Source organism: Paraburkholderia sp. BR13444 (assembly GCF_040948755.1).
Lineage (GTDB): Bacteria > Pseudomonadota > Gammaproteobacteria > Burkholderiales > Burkholderiaceae > Paraburkholderia > Paraburkholderia youngii.
In genome coordinates, this window is sequence record NZ_JBFPKM010000002.1 from 138,917 (window position 1) to 157,326 (window position 18,410).

Sequence of the window (18,410 nt, forward strand, 5' to 3'; positions counted from 1 at the left end):
AGCGAAAAATGACGGATGCGATGAAGTGCGGCCGCGCGCGGGAAAGTTCGTCTGCCACGTCCCGTTTGATGCTCGCGCCGCGGGTTTTCGAGTGAGGAATCAATGCGCTCTCCTTGCCAGAATCAATCATGCATCAGCCACACGCCAATATCGCCCAAAGCAATAACCAAAACAATAGGCATATTCTTTTTTCGCGTCAATAAATCTACCTTTATTAATATATTTTTTAGCCCAATTGAATTTCGGAGTTCGCTGATATCTGAATTGCGCGCGGGCATCGGAGAATTCTTCCTGCGCGTTGTCCCGCCAGCGCCTCATCCGTGCGAACCACGCGTACAACGCGGGGACGACGCGCGCTCGACCAAATAGCGCAAGCTTCACCAATGGCCAGCGTTTTTATTTTCGAGATTTTCAAATTTACCTGAGCAATAACGTCACACCAATCTCGAATTACGCACTACACGCCACGAACTAAAATAATGCGGAGGATTTTAAATTGATGAACAAGAATATTTCGATAATTGGCCGTACCACATCTCAAAGAAAAGTCGCAGCGGCGCAAACTGCCTGCCTGCAAACACACCGTGCTTCCGCGCGCCAGAAAAGCATCGCCCGAGCAGTTCGACGTACTGCGGGTGTTGCCATAGCGGCGGCCCTGTGCGTCACGGAAGCGAACGGCGCCGGCGTCGATTCCGTCGAGGTAGGCACGGCCAGCGCGCCCGGCGACGCCGCGGTCGCGATAGGCGCACAGGCCATCGCAAGCGGCAACTCATCGCTGGCAATCGGCTCGCAGGCGAACGCGCAAAACGACGGCGCGCTCGCGGTAGGGGCAGGCGCCACGGCGCAGGGCGACAGCGCAGTCGCCGTGGGTCTCTCCTCTTCCGCAAAAGGCGAAGGCGCAAGCGCCTTTGGGCCCTATGCGAATGCGCAGGCGGAACGCGCGACCGCGGTCGGTCTGGACGCGTCGGCACTCGGTGTCGACTCGGTCGCAACGGGCTCCGGTTCAATGGCGGCGAATTCGGCCGCCTCCGCGTTTGGCTCCCAATCCACGGCAACCAGCGTCGGATCGACCGCGCTCGGCTATGTCGCGCAGGCCGGAGGCACCAACTCGCTCGCGGCCGGAGCATGGGCCTCGGCACTGGCGGACTCGAGCGTCGCGCTTGGTAGTAATACCCTCGTCAGCGGTGTCGGCGCCATCGCCCTCGGCGTCGCTGCGCAGGCGAGCGGCGCCTACGCCAGCGCAATCGGCTTCGGCGCAACGGCAGCGGGAGCCGGCGCGATCGCGCTCGGCAGCAACGCAAACGCGAGCGCCGACAATAGCGTCGCGCTGGGCGCCAATGCCAGCACCACGACGGATCTGTCGCAAAGCGCATTTGTGCCCGGGGGAGCGGGCGCTACCCCGGTCGCGGCCCCCATCGCGACAGGCGAAGTCTCATTTGGCTCGGCGAATAATGAGCGTCGCCTGACCAACGTCGCCGCGGGCGCTGCGCCCACTGACGCGGTCAACGTGAGCCAGTTGAACGCGGTCGACAACAAGGTCGATGCACTCGCTAAAAGCAGCGCGCTGCACTACCTCAGCGCTGCCGACCCGGCCGACGGCTCCAACAACGCGCTCGCAGAAGGCACGCACGCGCTCGCCGTGGGCAGCAACGCCAGCGCCGTCGGCGCCAACGCAAGCGCATTCGGCACGAGCGCCAGCGCGAGCGCAACGGACTCGACCGCGATAGGCGCGGGCGCCGTCGCCGGCACGGCCGGCGCGACCTCGCTGGGCGCGTCAGCGTCGGCCTACGGCTCAGGGGCCACGGCGCTCGGGGCCAGCGCGACGGCAAACGGCGACGGCGCGCTCGCGATCGGCTCCGGTGCCAGTGCAGCCGCCGACAACGCACTTTCGCTCGGCTATCAGTCGAGCGCGCTGGCCGCAAACGCCGTCGCGCTCGGTCAGGGCTCGATCGCCGATCGCGCGGGGACCGTATCGGTCGGGTCAGCGGGCAACGAGCGTCAGATCACCAACGTCGCGGCCGGCACCGCGGCCACCGATGCGGTCAACGTCGCCCAGCTGAAAGCGGTGAGCGATCAGAGCAGCGCGAGCGCGGCGAAACTCGACGGCGCGGTCATGTACGACACGAACGCCGACGGCAGCATCAATCGGAACAGCATTACGCTCGGCGGGGATACCACGGAGGGCACCGCCATCCACAACCTCGCGAACGGCGTGCTGGCGTCCGACGCGGTCAACCTCGGTCAGCTGAACGCGGCGCTCGAAGGGGCGATCAATAACGCGGCGAGCGGTTCGGTCGGCGCGTTATTCAGTGCTGCGAGTGAAAGCGCGACTGAAACCGCGCAAGCATCAGGTGCACACGCGATTGCGGCCGGGGCGAATGCGCGGGCAAGCGGCGCCAACGCGACAAGCATCGGAGCGAACGCCATCGCCAGCGGCAACAACGCGACGGCGGTCGGCGCCGCGGCCAGCGCGAGCGCCGACAACTCGGTGGCCTTGGGCCAGGGCTCCATCGCAGACCGAGCGAACTCAGTATCGGTTGGCTCGGTGGGCCAGGAGCGCCAGATCGCCAACGTCGCAGCCGGCGTGCGAGGCAGCGACGCGGTCAACGTCAATCAGTTGCAGCAAAGCATGAGCGGCGCGATCAGCGCGGCGAATCGCTATACGGACGATCAGATCCGTTCCGCCCGCCGGGACAGCTACGGGGGCACGGCATCGGCGCTCGCGATGGCAGGCTTGCCGCAAGCCGTCCTGCCCGGACACGGCATGGTCGCGATGGCGGCCGGTACGTACGGCGGTCAATCCGCGCTCGCAATTAGCGTGTCGCAGTTGTCGGACACCGGCAAATGGATCTACAAGGCCCAAGGCAGCGCCGACTCACGCGGGCAGTTCGGCGCATCGATCGGCGCGGGGATGCATTGGTGAAATCAGCTCGGGAGATCGTGTCGGGCAAAGCCCGGCCGCCGTGCACACCCAGTGTCCAGCGTCCGCGTGCGAGCGGCCTGACTTTACCGCTGCATCGACTCCCACACCTTGTACAAGCGCTTCACCGAAACCGGCATTGGGGTGCGCAGCTCCTGCGCAAACAGCGAGATGCGCAACTCCTCGAGCAGCCAGCGGAATTCCGCAAGCCGCGGATCCGTGACGCCGCCGCGCTGCGACACCGCCCGCTGATAGTGCTGCAACAGCGGCTGGAATTCGGCGAACTGCCGCGCGTCGCGGGTGGCGTCCGCGCGCAGCTTGTCGATACGCAGGGCCATCCCCTTCAGATAACGCGGGAAATGTGCGAGTTGGGCATACGGCGTATCGACGACAAAACGCTTGCCGATCAGCGCATCGAGTTGATTCTGCAGATCGGTGTACGCGGCCGCGAATGGCTTCGCCTGCAGCAGCTTCTTCGTCAGGCTCGCGTACTCGCCGAGGATCTGGCCGACCAGCCGCGAGATTTCCTGCGCGAGCAACGTGAGGCGGCTACGCCCTTCGTCACGTCGGGTATGGAAGCTCGCATCGTCGTCGGGCAGCGGGTCCTGCAGACACGCGCGGTCGAGTGCTGTGTCGATCAGCTGATCGCGCAGTTCTTCCTGCGTGCCGCGCGGCATGAACTGCATGGCCATTTCGCGCAGGCCCGGCAGATTCTTCTCCAGATACTTGATCGGCTCCTTCAACTGCAGCGCGAAAAGCCGACGCAGGCCCGCCCGATGAATCCGCGCGGCTTCTTCGGGCGAATCGAACACCTCGACGTCGCAGTGGGTGCCACGGTCCACGAGCGCCGGGTAGCCAAACAACGTCTGGCCACCACGGCGAATTTCGAGCAACTCGGGCAGCTTGCCGAAATTCCACGTGGTCAGGTTTTCGTACAGCGCGGTGGCTGGTGCGCCATCCGGCGTCGCGGGTTGTGGCGCGGCCACGCCCTTGCCGCGCGCCGGGCCGCTCGCAGCCAGATCGGGAGACCGCGCAGGTGTCGCGACACCGCCGCCGCCTGCATCGGCCAGGGCGGCGCCTGCCGCGCCCGAAACGAGCTTCTGGAAATGCTGCTGCGCCTGACCGCCGAGTTCTGCGCGCAGTTGCGACAGATTGCGTCCCATCGCGAGCTGCCGGCCATGTTCGTCGATGACCTTGAAGTTCATGAACAGATGCGCGGGCAGCGTCTCGAGCTTGAAGTCGGACTGCTTCATCGCGACCTGGGTCTGCTCGCGCACGTCGGCGATAAGCGCCTCGAGCAGGCCGCCTGCTCCGAAGCGCTGGGCGCTGTGCCGTTCGGCGAAACCTGCCGCGTATTCAGGGAGCGGCACGCAATGCCGACGCAGCTTCTGCGGCAGCGACTTCAGCAGCAACTGCGCCTTCTCTTTCAGCATGCCGGGCACGAGCCACTCACAACGGCGCGCGTCGACCTGGTTCAGCGCATACAGCGGTACCGCGAGCGTTACGCCGTCGCGAGGCGTGCCCGGCTCGAAGTGATAGGTCAGCGCCATCTCGATGCCCGCCATCGTCAACCGCTTCGGGAACAGATCCGTCGTGACACCCGCCGCTTCGTGCCGCATCAGATCGTCGCGGGACAAATACAACAGCCGCAGCTTGTCCTCCGCCTGGCCGCTCTTTTTGACTTCGTCGCGATACCAGCGCTCGAACGACGCGCCGGTATAGACGCCATCCGGCAGCGCCTGATCGTAGAACGCGTAGATCAATTCGTCGTCGACCAGCACGTCCTGGCGGCGCGACTTGTGCTCGAGCTGTTCGATGTCGGCAAGCAGCTTGCGGTTGTGCGCGAAGAACGCAAGCTTCGTGTCGAACTCCCCTTCAACAAGCGCACCGCGAATAAACAGCTCGCGCGCCCGCGCCGGGTCCTGCTTGCCGAATGCGACGCGCCGCCGGTGATAAATCGGCAGGCCGTACAGCATCGCGCGCTCGAACGCGGACACCTGCGCCGCGCGCTTTTCCCAATGTGGTTCCGACAGCGACTTTTTCAGCAGATGCGCGCCGACCTTCTCGACCCACTCCGGCTCGATTTTCGCGATACAGCGCGCGTAAAGCCGGCTCGTTTCGACCAGTTCGGCAGCCATCACCCACTTGCCTGCTTTTTTCACGAGCGCAGAGCCCGGCCACAAATAGAACTTGATGCCGCGCGCGCCGAGATAGTACGGCTCATCGTCGGCTTTCAGGCCGATGTTGCCGAGAAGGCCGGTCAGCAGCGCAAGATGGATCTGCTCGAACGTAGCCTCCGCTTCGTTCAGGCGCCAGCCGTGCTCCCGCACGACCGTCAGCAGTTGCGAATGGACATCGCGCCACTCGCGCAGCCGCAACTGCGACAGGAAGTTCTTGCGGCACTCGTCCTGCAACTGCCGGTTCGATTTCTTGTGCGCGATCGCTTCGTCGAACCAGTTCCAGATCTTCAGCCACTGCAGGAATTCGGAGCGCTCGTCAGCGAACCGGCGATGCGCCTGGTCGGCCTGCTCCTGCGCGTCGATCGGCCGATCGCGCGGGTCCTGCACGGACAGCGCGCTCGCGATGATCAGCACTTCCTTCAGCGCCTGCTGGTCGCGCGCGGCGAGGATCATACGGCCGACGCGCGGATCGAGCGGCAGTCGCGCGAGCTCACGGCCGAGCGGCGTCAGGTGATTGTCGTCGTCGACGGCGCCGAGCTCGTTGAGCAACTGGTAGCCGTCGGAAATCGCACGGCCCGGCGGCGGCTCGATAAACGGGAACGTTTCGATCGCCGTCAGGTGCAGCGACTTCATGCGCAGAATCACCGAAGCGAGCGAGGAGCGCAGAATTTCCGGATCGGTGAAGCGCGCGCGGCCCTGGAAGTCGCTTTCCTCGTACAGACGAATGCAGATGCCATCGGCAACCCGTCCGCAACGCCCCGCCCGTTGATTCGCGGCGGCTTGAGAAATTGACTCGACCTGCAGCTGCTCGACCTTGTTGCGATACGAGTAGCGCTTCACGCGGGCGAGGCCCGTGTCGACCACGTAGCGGATGCCGGGTACCGTCAGCGAAGTTTCGGCGACGTTGGTCGCGAGCACGATGCGACGCGCGTTCGACGCGCGGAACACGCGCTCCTGCTCGGCGGCCGAGAGCCGCGCGAACAGCGGCAGAATCTCCGTATGGGGCGGGTGATGTTTGCGCAGCGCCTCGGCGGCGTCCCGAATCTCACGCTCGCCGGGCAGGAACACCAGCACATCGCCGTGACCCTCGCGGCACAGTTCGTCGACGGCCTCGACGATCGCCTCCATCAGATCGCGATCGGTCTCGCGCTGCGTCTTCGGGCGCTCGCGGCCAGACGACGCCACACCCGAGGTCCCTTGCGCCGCCTTCACCGCCGGGCTGTCCTCGACCACCGGTCGGTAACGCACCTCGACCGGATAAAGCCGCCCGCTTACTTCGATCACCGGTGCGGGCTTATCGTCGCTGCCGAAGTGGCGCGCGAAACGGTCCGCGTCGATCGTCGCCGAGGTCACGATCAGCTTCAGGTCGGGACGCTTCGGAAGAATCTCCTTCAGGTAGCCGAGCAGAAAATCGATGTTCAGGCTGCGCTCGTGCGCTTCGTCGATGATCAGCGTGTCGTAGGCTTTCAGCAGCGGATCGGTCTGCGTTTCGGCAAGCAGAATGCCGTCGGTCATCAGCTTGACCGATGCGCCCGGCGCGAGGTTGTCGTTGAAGCGCACCTTGTAGCCGACCACTTCACCGAACGGCGTGCCGAGTTCCTCGGCGATACGGCGCCCGGTCGCCGACGCGGCGATCCGGCGCGGCTGCGTATGGCCGATCAGACCATTGCCGCCTGCGCCCAGACCACGGCCGAGCGTGAGGCAGATTTTCGGCAACTGCGTGGTCTTGCCCGAACCGGTTTCGCCCGACACGATCACGACCTGATTCTCCGCGATCGCCCGCGCGATCTCGTCGCGACGACCGGAAACGGGAAGTGCTTCGGGGAACGTGATCGGTGGAATCGGATTCGGCTCGACGATCCGCGGCGACCGCGGTTCGCGCGGCGCGCGAGACTCCTTGCGCGGCTCGCCCGATTGTTTGTCGTGCGAGTGCGTGGCGCGCGGACCGTGACGTTGCTCGTCACGTGGCCCGCGCTCGTCCTGTTCGTTGCGAGGCGCACGATGCCGTTCAACGCGCGGCGTGTCCGAGCGCGCGTCGCGAACTTCGCCACGCTGCCCGCTTTGCCGCGCACCAACTCGCTCATCACGAGCCTGGCGGCCATGCGCACCGCGAGGCGCGGTCGAAGGCGTACTGCGGTGCTCGCTTTGCGGCCCGTCCTGTTGCTCGCTTTGCGGCCCACCGCTCTGCTGCTCACGGGCCGCGTTTTGAAGCGCGGAACGGAATTGGCCAAGCTGCTCGCTCAACGAAGCGCCACGTGGCTCGCCACGAGCCCCACCGCCCCGCTTGGCACCGGACGCTTCACCCGATTCAGCGCGAGATTCGCCGCGCCGTTCATCACGCGCCGCGTCTCGCGCGCGAGCGTGCTTTTCGCGATCTTCACGACCCGCACCGCCACCTTCCGGCGACACTGTTTGCGCAGGCGCGCCCGCCTCCCGACGCGCGTCACGCGCCTGCTCTGGTCTCGCATCCTGCGCTGGGCGGCGCATCGTGTCGCCGGGCCTGGCCGGCTCACCGGCCGACGCCGGTTTCTCGTTCGCCCCAGCGGGACTTTTGGGTACATTCGACATGGGGGCGCATTATAATCCCCGGCATGAATTCCCAAACCGACCTCGTCCCCGCGCCCGCGAGCGTTCCGGCCCCCGCCGACTCGCCGGAAACCCTCGCCCAGCACGCGCAATTCGTCGACTGGATGCGTTCAGTCGCTCCGTATATCCACGCGTTCCGGAACAAGACATTCGTCGTCGGTTTCGGCGGCGAAGTGGTGCATCAGGGGCTGCTCAATGCGCTCGTGTCCGACATCGCGCTGCTACAGGCAATGGGCATCCAGATCGTTTTGGTGCATGGCTCGCGCCCGCAGGTCGAGGAGCAGATGAGTCTCCACGGCGTCGAATCGGAGTTTTCGCACGGCATGCGCATTACCGACGCGCGCGCGCTCGAGTCCGCGAAGGAAGCGGCCGGCGAAGTGCGTCTCGACATCGAAGCCGCAATCAGCCAGGGTCTGCCGAACACGCCGATGGCGCACGCGCACATCAGCGTCGTGTCGGGCAACTTCGTAACGGCGCGCCCAGTCGGCATTCTGGACGGCGTCGACTTCCAGCACACGGGTCTCGTGCGCAAGATCGACGCGGATTCGATCCGACATTCGCTCGCGAGCCGCAAGCTCGTGCTGCTGTCGCCGCTCGGCTTCTCGCCCACCGGCGAAGCGTTCAATCTGTCGATGGAAGACGTGGCTTCGGCCGCGGCCATCGCGCTGCGCGCCGACAAGATCGTGTTCCTGACCGAAACCGCGGGTCTGATGGAGACCAGCGAAAGCGGTACGGAGCTGATCCGCGAACTGTCGCTCGACGACGCCTACAAGCTGCACGAAAGCGGCGAAGTCACCGGCGACGCCGGCTTCTACCTGAAGCATTCGATCCGCGCCTGCCGCGGTGGCGTGCCGCGCGCGCACATCATCCCGTATGCGCTCGACGGCAGCCTGCTGCTCGAACTGTTCCTGCACGATGGCGTCGGCACGATGATCTCGTACGAGAACCTCGAAAGCCTGCGCGAAGCGACGCCGGACGACGTCGGCGGCATTCTCGCGCTGATCGAGCCGCTCGAAGCCGACGGCACGCTGGTACGGCGCGGCCGTCACCAGATCGAGCGTGACATCGACCATTTCTCGGTGATCGAGCACGACGGCGTGCTGTTCGGCTGCGCGGCGCTGTATCCGTATTCGCAGGAGCGCATCGGCGAAATGGCGTGCCTGACGGTCGCGCCCGAAGCGCAAGGCACCGGCGACGGCGAGCGTCTGCTCAAGCGGATCGAGCAGCGCGCGCGGGCACGCGGCCTCACGCGCATTTTCGTGCTCACCACGCGCACTGAACACTGGTTCCTGAAACGCGGCTTCGTCAAGGCTACGGTCGACGACCTGCCCGAAGACCGCCGCCGACTCTATAACTGGCAGCGTAAGTCGCTCGTGCTGATGAAACAGCTTTGAGTAGCCGCGTGATCGTCCCCATCTGATCCGAACTGGCGTTTGCCCGCCCCACGTTGATACAGTAATTATTTTTCATGGGACTGGAGTCAGTGCTAAAGCACTAACTCCGGTCGACACAGGAGAAGCACAGCATGACTCGTATGGTTCAATGCGCGAAGCTCGGCAAGGAAGCCGAAGGCCTCGATTTCCCGCCGCTGCCGGGCGAACTCGGCAAGCGGATCTACGAAAGTATCTCGAAGGAAGCCTGGCAGGCCTGGTTGAAGCAGCAGACCATGCTGATCAACGAAAACCGCCTGAACATGGCCGATCCGCGCGCGCGTCAGTATCTGATGAAGCAGACCGAAAAGTTCTTCTTCGGCGAAGGCGCGGATACCGCATCGGGCTATGTGCCGCCGTCGGCTTGAGCTTGCCACGTCGAGAGCGACGCCAGCACGCGTCGCCCGAACCGGGCGAACACACGCCTAAAAATCCGCGCCGCAAGCGCGGATTTTTTTCGCCCCGACATCGGCCTCGCATCGTGTCTCCATTCACCTCGTCTGCACGTCAAAAGATCGCCGCGCGATTGTTCTAAGCGGTCCGTTTTCAAACCCGTTCAGACCCCGCCAGAGTCCCCGCCCCGCAATGGATTGAGCCTCATCGGCGGACCTCGCCCGCACCCCCTGTTTGCACGATCCTCTGTCATCGTGCTAACATGTGGCCCGTTTCAGCTGCAATTCACCTTCATTCGTGTTCTTTTCAGATTGGCTCGTCGTGCGTTTTCCGCGCCTGCGTCATCCTGAATCGAGCTGTTTTTAAACAAGAAGGCTCGTCGGTCGTTTCCCCGCCTAACGCGGATAAATTCAAGACCGGCCTTTTTCGTTTCAAGCCTTCAGTGGCGCATGGGTCGGCTTCCGCAGCCCCGCGTCCTTCATGCACCTGCCCCCCTTCCACGGCCACGCAGGTGCAACTGTCAGCACAATCTAGACGAGTGTTTTTTCGCGAACTCATCGCGAGGCACTGGCGTTTGCTTCATTTCGCCAACTGTTCCGCCGCCGCATAACCGGCACCGCGGATACCCTCGCCACGCTCACGAAATTGCACTTCCAGCAACCGAGGCGGAACGCATCACGAGTTTCGTCGCAGTCATTGGAGTTTTTAACCTTGACCGCTTCCAGCAACGGCTTCTGGCGACATCACAAACAAGAACAACGCCTTACCCTCGACGACATCGCCGTCGTCGATCACTCCCTCCTGAAACGGGCCGTCGGCGCAATGGCGCTCGGCAACGCGATGGAATGGTTCGATTTCGGCGTGTACAGCTATATCGCGGTGACGCTCGGCAAGGTGTTCTTCCCCTCGTCGAGCCCGTCGGCGCAGCTCATCGCGACCTTCGGCACGTTTGCCGCGGCGTTTCTCGTGCGGCCGATCGGCGGCATGGTGTTCGGGCCGCTCGGTGACCGTATCGGCCGTCAGCGCGTGCTGGCGATGACGATGATCATGATGGCCGCGGGCACCTTCGCGATCGGCCTGATCCCCAACTACGCGACGATCGGCATTCTCGCGCCGGCGCTGTTGCTGCTCGCGCGCCTCGTGCAGGGCTTCTCGACCGGCGGCGAGTACGGCGGCGCCGCGACCTTCATTGCCGAATTCTCGACCGACAAGCGCCGCGGCTTCATGGGCAGCTTCCTCGAGTTCGGCACGCTGATCGGCTATGTGCTCGGCGCGGGCACGGTCGCGCTGTTGACGGCGACGCTGTCGACCGACGCACTGCTGTCCTGGGGCTGGCGCGTGCCGTTCCTGATCGCCGGTCCGCTCGGCCTCGTGGGTCTCTACATCCGTATGAAGCTCGAGGAAACGCCCGCGTTCAAGAAGCAGGCCGAACAGCGTGAAGCTGAGGACCGCGCGCTGCCTAAGCAGTCGTTCGGCCAGCTGCTCGCGCAGCAATGGAAGCCGCTGCTGCTGTGCGTCGGCCTCGTGCTGATCTTCAACGTGACCGACTACATGGCGCTGTCGTATCTGCCGAGCTATCTGTCGGCGACGCTGCACTTCAACGAAACGCACGGCCTGTTCCTCGTGCTGCTCGTGATGATCCTGATGATGCCGATGACGCTCGCCGCCGGCCGTCTGTCCGATGCGATCGGCCGCAAGCCGGTGATGCTGCTCGGCTGCGTCGGTCTGTTCGCGCTGTCGATTCCCGCGCTGCTGCTGATTCGCATGGGCACGGTGCTGCCGGTGTTCGCCGGTCTGATGATTCTCGGCGTGCTGCTGTCGTGTTTCACCGGCGTGATGCCGTCGGCACTGCCGGCGCTGTTCCCGACCCGGATCCGCTACGGCGCCCTCGCGATCGGCTTCAATGTCTCGGTGTCGCTGTTCGGCGGTACGACGCCGCTCGTGACCGCATGGCTGGTCGACCGCACCGGCAATCTGATGATGCCCGCGTACTACCTGATGGGCGCATCGCTGATCGGCATCGTATCGGTGCTTGCGCTGCGCGAAACCGCGCGCAAGCCGCTGCTCGGTTCGGGCCCGTGCGTCGCGACGCGCGCCGAAGCGCACGCGGTGTTGCGCGGCGAACGCGAGGCCGAGGAGATGGATGAACGGTTCGCGGCGGCTGCGACCGCGCGTGCCTGATCGGCGCAGTCATCCCTCGCTAGAGTAGTCTCGAAGCGGGCCGGCGATTTTCGCCGGCCCGCTTTTTTTACGTCAGCAGCGCATCGAACGTCGCGCTGACCTGCGCGCCTTCGACGATCAGTCTGCCCGCGCACACCGGCAGCTTGAAGCGCCGTGGCCCCGCGCTGCCCGGATTGACGTACAGCACGCCGTCGCGCTCGGCGATCGATGGCTTGTGCGAGTGGCCGCTCACCACGACGCGAATGCCTTCGTCGTGCGGTACGCAGCCCAGCTCGGCGATATCGTGCACGACCAGAATCGTCACCTGCTGGACGGTCAGCCGAGCATGCGTCGGTAAAGACGCCGCCCATTCACCGGTATCGTTGTTGCCGCGCACCGCGGTCAGCGGCGCGATCCGCGCGAGCGCGTCGAGCACGTCCGGCTTGCAGATATCGCCCGCGTGAATGATCGCGTCGCAGCCGTCGAGATAGTGCAACGCTTCGGGACGCACGAGGTTGTGCGTATCGGAGACGAGCCCGATGCGGGCAGCAGTCGATGGTGGGCGACGTGAAGTCATGCGCAGTCCTGCTCAGTCTGCGGCTGCGCAAACTCACGCGCCGCCGCTGGGGCGCGCCGCTGCCCAGCCAGCATGCGCCGCGTCAACCCCTGCACGACGACCGACACCACCGCCGCGCACGCAAAGCCCGTCGCCACACCGTACTGTGGCAACAGCAACGCCGTCACCGCGAAGAACGCCGCGAACGAGCCGCGCCCGACCACCATGCCGCGCATCAGCAGCGCGACGAAGTCCGCGCCATGCGCACGCTGCGCCGATACCGCGAGCACGATACCGAGCAGCGGAAACACCGACAGCACGCCACTCCACGCCGCGCCCATCGATGCCGAGGCCGTCGTCACCGCGAGCGTCAGCAGCGCGCCCGCGAGCATGCGTACCGCCAGATCCGCGCGCCCGACGCGCGCCGCCGGTACATGACCGGTCGCGCGCGGCAAGCTGCTCTGCGACACCGCGACGCCCACGCACGCCGCCGCCAGCGCCCACCCGGCCGAACCGGGCAGCCGCACGATCAGCAGCGCCGCGCCGAGCCAGCCGACCACCCCCACGACCAGTGCAAGCGGCCAGTCGAACCGCCGGCAGGTCCAACCATAAGCAAGATTGAACGCCTCCGACGCGGCGATCGCCGCAATCGACGCCGCCGACGCCTGCGCCGCGAACGCCGGCCCGCGCTCGAGCGCGAGCAGCAGCATGATCGGTCCGGCGACGACCGGCAGCCCCGCGAGCCATCCCGCGACCGATGGTCCCCAGACGCGCGCGGCCACCGTCAGCGCGGCGAGAAAGGCCGGCACCAGCACGAGCTTCAGCGCGAGCAGCATGCTCAGGCCTCCAGCACGTGTTCGATGCGCCGGTCCGGCACGAACCACCACACGGCCGCGAGCGCGTACAGCGCCGCCGACGCCCACGGCACGACGAACGCGAGCCCGATGCCGGTCAGGTAAATGACGACCGAGACCTTACCCTTGAAGTCGTTGCCGAGCGCTTTGGCCAGTGCCGAATCGCGTCCATGCTGAGAAATCAGCGCACGCGTCAGGATGAAATACGCGATCGCCGACATGAACAGCACGATGCCGTACATCGCGGTCGGCCACGCGGCCAGATGGTTTCGGCCGACCCAGTGCGTGACGACCGGCAGCAGCGACAGCCAGAACAGCAGATGCAGGTTCGCCCACAGCACCTTGCCGTTGACCTTCTGCACCGCATGGAACACGTGATGGTGATTGTTCCAGTAGATGCCGACGTAGATGAAGCTCAGCACGTAAGCGCAGAACACCGGTACGACCGGGCGCAGCGCCGCGAGGTCGGAGCCCTCGGGCACCTTCAGCTCGAGCACCATGATCGTGATGATGATGGCGATTACGCCATCGCTGAAGGCTTCGACGCGTCCCTTGCCCATGCTGCGTTGTCCCGAAGATGAATGCGGTGGGGCGCACAGCCCGCCCGCGCGTTGCGCCCGGGCCGCGCCGCTGCCGATTATCCGCGATGGCGCGAGGATTTGTCGATGCGCGGAGCCGGCCGCGCGAATGGCTCTATGCGCCGGGGTTCACGGGTAGTAGACGGCGAGCCACACGCTTGGCTCGGTGTCGCTCGTAAATGCGACGCGGTGCCGGCAATGCGCTTCGATCAGCACGTGGTCGCCTGGCTTCATCGGATGCGGCTCGGGGTCGCCGTCGAATTCGAGCACCGCCGCGCCGCTGAGCAGCACGACCCATTCGGCGCGCGGGCTGTCGTACCAGAAGCCGGGCGGACTCGCCTGCCCCGTCGAGACGATCCGCTCTATCGTCACGCCGCCCCGCTCGACGAGCGCGTCGACCTGCTCATCGGCCGTCGTCCTCGACCGCGCGACGGCGTCGAACAGGTTGCCGCTGCTACGTGCGGGTTTGAGCGAGCTTCTCATGGGCGTGTCGCGCCGGCGTCAACGCAGCTCATTGCATCGGTTTGAGTCCATCGAGCAGCGTCGGCACGAGTTCGCTGATGGTCGGATGCACGTGCATAGCGTATTGCAAAGTGGGATATGGCGCCCCCGCCGTCATGATGTCGACGAACGTATGGATCGCCTCGTCGCCCTCGACGCCGTGAATCGCCGCGCCGAGTATCTGTTTGCTGTTGGCATCGACGAGCGCCTTCATGAAGCCGTCGGTTTCGCCACGCTCGCGCGCACGGCCCACGCGCGACATCGGCATCGTGGCGATCAGCGCTTTGCGGCCGCTCTTGCGCACCTCCTCTTCCGACATGCCGACACGCGCGAGCGGCGGATCGACGAACACCGCGTACGTCATGATCCGCGTGTCGACGCTGCGCGCGCCGCCGTCGAGCAGGTTCGCCGCGACGATCTGGTAGTCGTCGTAAGACGTATGCGTGAACGCGCCGCGGCCGTTCACGTCGCCGATCGCCCACACGCCCGGCACGCTGGTGCGCAGCTGGCCGTCGACGATGATCGTGCCGTGCCGGTCGGTCTCGATGCCCGCGACGTCGAGACCGAGGTCGTCGGTATTCGGCGTGCGGCCGGTCGCGATCAGCAGATGCGATGCCTCCATCGCCGGAATGTTCTGCTCGAAGCCGATGCACACGTCGTTTGCGCGATGCGGATGCGGCTCGACGCGCGTCGGCTGCACGCCGAAATGAAACTCGACGCCCTCGCGCGCGAGCACCTTCTGCACCGATTCCGCGAAATCGGCATCCTCGCGGTTGAGCACGCGCTCGCCACGCACCAGCACGCTGACGCGGCTGCCGAGGCGGCGAAACACCTGCGCGAATTCGAGCGCGATATAACTGCCGCCGACGATCACCAGATGATTCGGCAACGTGGTCAGTTCGAGCAGCGTCGAGTTCGTGTAGTACGGAATCCGCTGGATGCCTTCGAGCGGCGGCACGACCGCGCGCGTGCCGGTGTTGATGAAGATTTCGAACGCGCTGAGCTCGTCCAGCAGTTGGCCGTCGCGCCCGATGATCGAGAGCGTGCGCGCGCCGGTGAAGCGCGCGTGGCCATTGAACACCGTGATGTTTTCCGTGCCGCGCAGCCATTTTTCGACGCCGCTGCGCGACTGTCCGATGATCCGGTCCTTGCGCGCCTTGACGGCCGCCATATCGACGCTGACCGAGCCCACCTGCACACCGAGGTCCGCTGCATGGCGCGCCACGTGCGCCGCGCGGGCGCTCGCCACATAAGATTTGGTCGGCGTGCAGCCAACGTTGACGCAGGTGCCGCCGAAGTCCGCGCGTTCGATCACCGCGGTACGGCGCCCGCTTTGAGCGAGCCGCACGGCGAGCGGCGAGCCGCCTTGTCCCGTACCGATCACGACTGCGTCGAAGTGCTGTGGCATGGCAACTCTCCCGGGTCTGGGTGCAGGTCGTTGCATCTTACGCTTAGTGCCACGGGCTGCCATGCGATGTCGGATTGTGCGGGCGCTTTGGCGATGGCCCGTTTTGCCACGCGCCGCGCGAGGTGGCGCTAATCCGTCGGGATTACTGTGAATACTCCGCGGGACTTCTCAGGCGTGGCAATGAACCGCGCAAATCAGCTCGCGCGAACGCTGCAATGCGGCCTGCGCGCCGCGCGCCGCGAACACCCAGCCGACCTGGCCGAGATTGAAGTCTTGCGACACCATCACCTGCATCAAGGCGACCATCGGCAACACGACCGATGGCCGGTAAAGCTGGTTTCTGATCAACTCTGACATCACGACCCCCATTGCGGAGCGCCGCTTCGGCACTGCGCACCAATAACGTTTCGATGGGGGAATTCTAGGGAGCGCGTCGCCGCCGATAAATAGCGGCAACGCGAAGTCACTTGTTCGGCAAACTGAACAATCGCATCAGGACGCCTTCGCCATGCCGATCAATTGCGCGTCGTACAGCGTACGCGCATAGGCGCTGGCCCCGACCGGCCGGCTGTACAGGTAGCCCTGCTGCTTGTCGCAATCGATCGCGCGCAGAAACGCCGCCTGCTCGGCGGTCTCGACGCCCTCGGCGGTCACGTTCATGCCGAGCGAGTGCGCCATCGCGACGACCGCCTGCGTGATCGCGATCGAATCGCGATGATCCGGCAGCCCCGCGACGAACGACCGGTCGATCTTCAGGTTGTGCAGCGGAAAGCGCTTCAGGTACGACAGCGACGAATAGCCGGTGCCGAAATCGTCGACCGACACGCGCACGCCCATTGCGCTCAGCGCGCTCAGCATCGGCAGCACGGTGTCGCTGTCGCTCATCAGCAGCCGCTCGGTGATTTCGAGTTCGAGCGCGGCCGGTTCGAGCGCGGACTGCGCGAGACAGCGCTCGATGCGCTCGAGCAGCCCGTCGTTGAACTGCCGCGGCGACAGATTCACCGCGACGACCAGATGCGGCGCCAACGTGCGCCGCCACTGCGCGACCTGCTGGCAGGCGTGTTCGAGCACCCAGTCGCCGATCTCGACGATCAGCCCGGCGTCCTCGGCGACCGGAATGAATTCGCCCGGCGACACGTTGCCCAGTTCGCTGTTGTACCAGCGCAGCAGCGCTTCCGCGCCGATCGTGCGGCCGCTCTGGCTATCGACGATCGGCTGGTACACGAGGCTCAGCTCGTTGCCCGCGAGCGCGCGCCGCAACGACTGCTCGATCGTGAAACGCCGCTGCAGATGCTGGTTCAGCTCGGCGGTGAAGAACTGGAAGTTATTGCGGCCGCGCTGCTTCGCGTGATACATCGCCGAGTCGGCGTTGCGCATCAGCGTCGCGACGTCCCGGCCGTCTTCGGGAAAGAGGCTAATGCCGATCGACGCGCCCAGGTAGTACTCGTTGCCCGCCACTGCGAACGGCACCGCGATCATGTCGAGAACACGATGCGCGAGGCCGATCAGTTCGCTGGTATTACCGCACGCACTGGAGACGATCACGAACTCGTCGCCGCCCACCCGCGCCAGCGTGTCGCTGCGCCCGACGCAGGCCGACAATCGCTCGGCGACGCTGCACAGCAGGGCATCGCCGGCTTCGTGACCGGCGGTGTCGTTGACCTTCTTGAAGCCGTCGAGATCGACGAATAGCACGGCGACGCTGGCGAGTTCGCCGCCATGCTCGCCGCCGGCGCGCGGCGCGAACAGGTCGCGCATCCGCTCGGTCAGGTAGGCGCGGTTGTAGAGGCCCGTCAGCGAATCGCGCGTGGCGAGGTACTTCAGCTGGCGCTGCGCCTCGCGTACCGGCCCGATGTCGGAAAACGAAATCAGCACGGAGTCCGGTTCGCTGTCGCCCGGGCGCAGGATCGGCACGACGTTTTCCGTGATCCACACGACTTCGCCGCTCATCAGCTCGAGGCCGATCGTCACGCCGAGCATCGGCTTGCCGGTCGCGAAGACCTCGGTGACCGGACGGTTGGCGTCGCCGATCACCGAGCCGTCCTCGCCGAACGCGCGTGTCATCACGGTCTGCATGCTGCGGCCGACGACCTGCGGTGTCACGTTCAGCATGCGCTGCGCACTCGGATTGCAGGCGAGCACGATGCCGGTGCGCGACTGCACGACGATGCCTTCGCTCAGATGATCGACGACCAGCCGGTGACGCTCCTCGCTATGCGCGAGGCGCTGCGCCATCGCGTCCTGATGGACCGCGAGGCCGACGCTGCTGCCGATGTCGCGCAGCATCGCCTCTTCCTCGGGGGTCGGACGGCGCGTGGTGCGGTAGTAGACCGCGAACGCGCCGAGCACGTTGCCGGCATCGTTTTCGAAGGGCACGGACCAGCAGGCGCGCAAGCCGTGCGGCAATGCGAAAGCGCGGAAGTTTTCCCACAGCGGATCGGATTCGATGTCGTCGACGATCACCAAACGGCGCTCGAACATCGCCGTGCCGCACGAGCCGGCGCGCGGTCCGATCGCGGCGCCCTCGATCGCGGCGCTGAACGGGGGCGGCAGCGACGGCGCGCCGCCGACGCGCACGTGCAAGCCGTCGGGGTCGAGCAGCAGGATCGAGCAGCACGCGCCGTCGCCGAGCAGCGCCTCGGCGCGACGGCAGACTTCGTCGAGCAGCTCGGGCAGCGGCGTGTTGCGCGTGATCAGCCGCAACACGCTGCGCTCGGATGCGAGTACTTCCTCGGCCCGTTCCGGGCGATAGCGGGCGCCCTCCGGCGCGGCTGTCGTCGTGCCACGTGATGTCGCTTCGCAAATCATAGTTGCGCCCCCCCAACCCAACATCGGCAAGTTAGT

13 protein-coding genes are annotated in these 18,410 nt (G+C 65.6%); 4 read left to right on the forward strand and 9 right to left on the reverse strand.

The features are described from left to right. The first annotated feature begins 499 nt into the window (after positions 1-499). Positions 500-2,923 carry a YadA family autotransporter adhesin gene (locus AB3X95_RS04960; protein ID WP_368620812.1) on the forward strand — a complete coding sequence of 808 codons (2,424 nt, stop codon included), beginning with the start codon at positions 500-502 and terminating at the stop codon, positions 2,921-2,923. An 83-nt stretch (positions 2,924-3,006) separates the two neighbouring features. Here AB3X95_RS04960 and hrpA read toward each other — a convergent pair whose 3' ends face one another. Both hrpA and AB3X95_RS04970 read right to left on the reverse strand, forming a co-directional pair. Further along, on the reverse strand, positions 3,007-7,344 hold the full coding sequence (gene hrpA, locus AB3X95_RS04965; protein WP_368620813.1) for an ATP-dependent RNA helicase HrpA: 4,338 nt from the start codon (positions 7,342-7,344) through the stop codon (positions 3,007-3,009). Next, the gene (locus AB3X95_RS04970) at positions 7,341-7,481 is read right to left on the reverse strand and encodes a hypothetical protein (RefSeq protein ID WP_176124091.1); all 141 of its coding nucleotides are present in this window, start codon (positions 7,479-7,481) and stop codon (positions 7,341-7,343) included. Before AB3X95_RS04970 ends, hrpA begins: the two co-directional genes overlap by 4 nt. A gap of 210 nt (positions 7,482-7,691) precedes the next feature. Here AB3X95_RS04970 and argA point away from each other — a divergent pair, with 210 nt between their 5' ends. The 3 genes from argA to proP all read left to right on the forward strand — a co-directional run bounded on the left by argA (position 7,692) and on the right by proP (position 11,690). Continuing rightward, positions 7,692-9,080: an amino-acid N-acetyltransferase gene (argA, locus tag AB3X95_RS04975; protein WP_176108152.1), complete on the forward strand. Its 1,389-nt coding sequence runs from the start codon at positions 7,692-7,694 to the stop codon at positions 9,078-9,080. Positions 9,081-9,211: 131 nt separating this feature from the next. After that, positions 9,212-9,484, forward strand: coding sequence for an oxidative damage protection protein (locus AB3X95_RS04980; protein WP_026228676.1), 273 nt, complete (start codon positions 9,212-9,214; stop codon positions 9,482-9,484). A gap of 736 nt (positions 9,485-10,220) precedes the next feature. Continuing rightward, positions 10,221-11,690: a glycine betaine/L-proline transporter ProP gene (gene proP, locus AB3X95_RS04985; protein WP_368620814.1), complete on the forward strand. Its 1,470-nt coding sequence runs from the start codon at positions 10,221-10,223 to the stop codon at positions 11,688-11,690. A gap of 67 nt (positions 11,691-11,757) precedes the next feature. Here proP and AB3X95_RS04990 read toward each other — a convergent pair whose 3' ends face one another. The 7 genes from AB3X95_RS04990 to AB3X95_RS05020 all read right to left on the reverse strand — a co-directional run bounded on the left by AB3X95_RS04990 (position 11,758) and on the right by AB3X95_RS05020 (position 18,374). Further along, positions 11,758-12,246, reverse strand: a complete 489-nt coding sequence (locus AB3X95_RS04990; RefSeq protein ID WP_184226637.1) for a metallophosphoesterase family protein — start codon at positions 12,244-12,246, stop codon at positions 11,758-11,760. Then, positions 12,243-13,061, reverse strand: a complete 819-nt coding sequence (locus AB3X95_RS04995) for a hypothetical protein (RefSeq protein WP_176368040.1) — start codon at positions 13,059-13,061, stop codon at positions 12,243-12,245. The genes AB3X95_RS04990 and AB3X95_RS04995 overlap by 4 nt, the downstream gene beginning before the upstream one ends. A 2-nt stretch (positions 13,062-13,063) precedes the next feature. Continuing rightward, entirely contained in the window at positions 13,064-13,639 is a 576-nt protein-coding gene (locus AB3X95_RS05000; RefSeq protein WP_176124087.1) for a TMEM175 family protein, read from the reverse strand. Between the two features lie 147 nt (positions 13,640-13,786). Next, a complete protein-coding gene (locus tag AB3X95_RS05005; protein ID WP_368620815.1) occupies positions 13,787-14,140 on the reverse strand; it encodes a cupin domain-containing protein in 354 nt (117 codons plus the stop codon). Between the two features lie 28 nt (positions 14,141-14,168). Continuing rightward, positions 14,169-15,566, reverse strand: a complete 1,398-nt coding sequence (locus AB3X95_RS05010) for an FAD-containing oxidoreductase (RefSeq protein ID WP_368620816.1) — start codon at positions 15,564-15,566, stop codon at positions 14,169-14,171. Between the two features lie 168 nt (positions 15,567-15,734). Further along, positions 15,735-15,923: a hypothetical protein gene (locus tag AB3X95_RS05015; RefSeq protein WP_008922008.1), complete on the reverse strand. Its 189-nt coding sequence runs from the start codon at positions 15,921-15,923 to the stop codon at positions 15,735-15,737. 135 nt (positions 15,924-16,058) lie between these two features. Next, positions 16,059-18,374, reverse strand: a complete 2,316-nt coding sequence (locus tag AB3X95_RS05020; RefSeq protein WP_176368043.1) for a bifunctional diguanylate cyclase/phosphodiesterase — start codon at positions 18,372-18,374, stop codon at positions 16,059-16,061. Between the last annotated feature and the right edge of the window lie 36 nt (positions 18,375-18,410).

What these genes read in the sequence shown, in the direction of transcription:
- AB3X95_RS04960 (WP_368620812.1), top strand. Translation starts at nt 500, where the DNA reads ATGAACAAGAATATTTCGATAATTGGCCGTACCACATCTCAAAGAAAA.
- argA (WP_176108152.1), top strand. Translation starts at nt 7,692, where the DNA reads ATGAATTCCCAAACCGACCTCGTCCCCGCGCCCGCGAGCGTTCCGGCC.
- AB3X95_RS04980 (WP_026228676.1), top strand. Translation starts at nt 9,212, where the DNA reads ATGACTCGTATGGTTCAATGCGCGAAGCTCGGCAAGGAAGCCGAAGGC.
- AB3X95_RS04990 (WP_184226637.1), bottom strand. Translation starts at nt 12,246, where the DNA reads ATGACTTCACGTCGCCCACCATCGACTGCTGCCCGCATCGGGCTCGTC.
- AB3X95_RS04995 (WP_176368040.1), bottom strand. Translation starts at nt 13,061, where the DNA reads ATGCTGCTCGCGCTGAAGCTCGTGCTGGTGCCGGCCTTTCTCGCCGCG.
- AB3X95_RS05000 (WP_176124087.1), bottom strand. Translation starts at nt 13,639, where the DNA reads ATGGGCAAGGGACGCGTCGAAGCCTTCAGCGATGGCGTAATCGCCATC.
- AB3X95_RS05005 (WP_368620815.1), bottom strand. Translation starts at nt 14,140, where the DNA reads ATGAGAAGCTCGCTCAAACCCGCACGTAGCAGCGGCAACCTGTTCGAC.
- AB3X95_RS05010 (WP_368620816.1), bottom strand. Translation starts at nt 15,566, where the DNA reads ATGCCACAGCACTTCGACGCAGTCGTGATCGGTACGGGACAAGGCGGC.
- AB3X95_RS05015 (WP_008922008.1), bottom strand. Translation starts at nt 15,923, where the DNA reads ATGTCAGAGTTGATCAGAAACCAGCTTTACCGGCCATCGGTCGTGTTG.
- AB3X95_RS05020 (WP_176368043.1), bottom strand. Translation starts at nt 18,374, where the DNA reads ATGATTTGCGAAGCGACATCACGTGGCACGACGACAGCCGCGCCGGAG.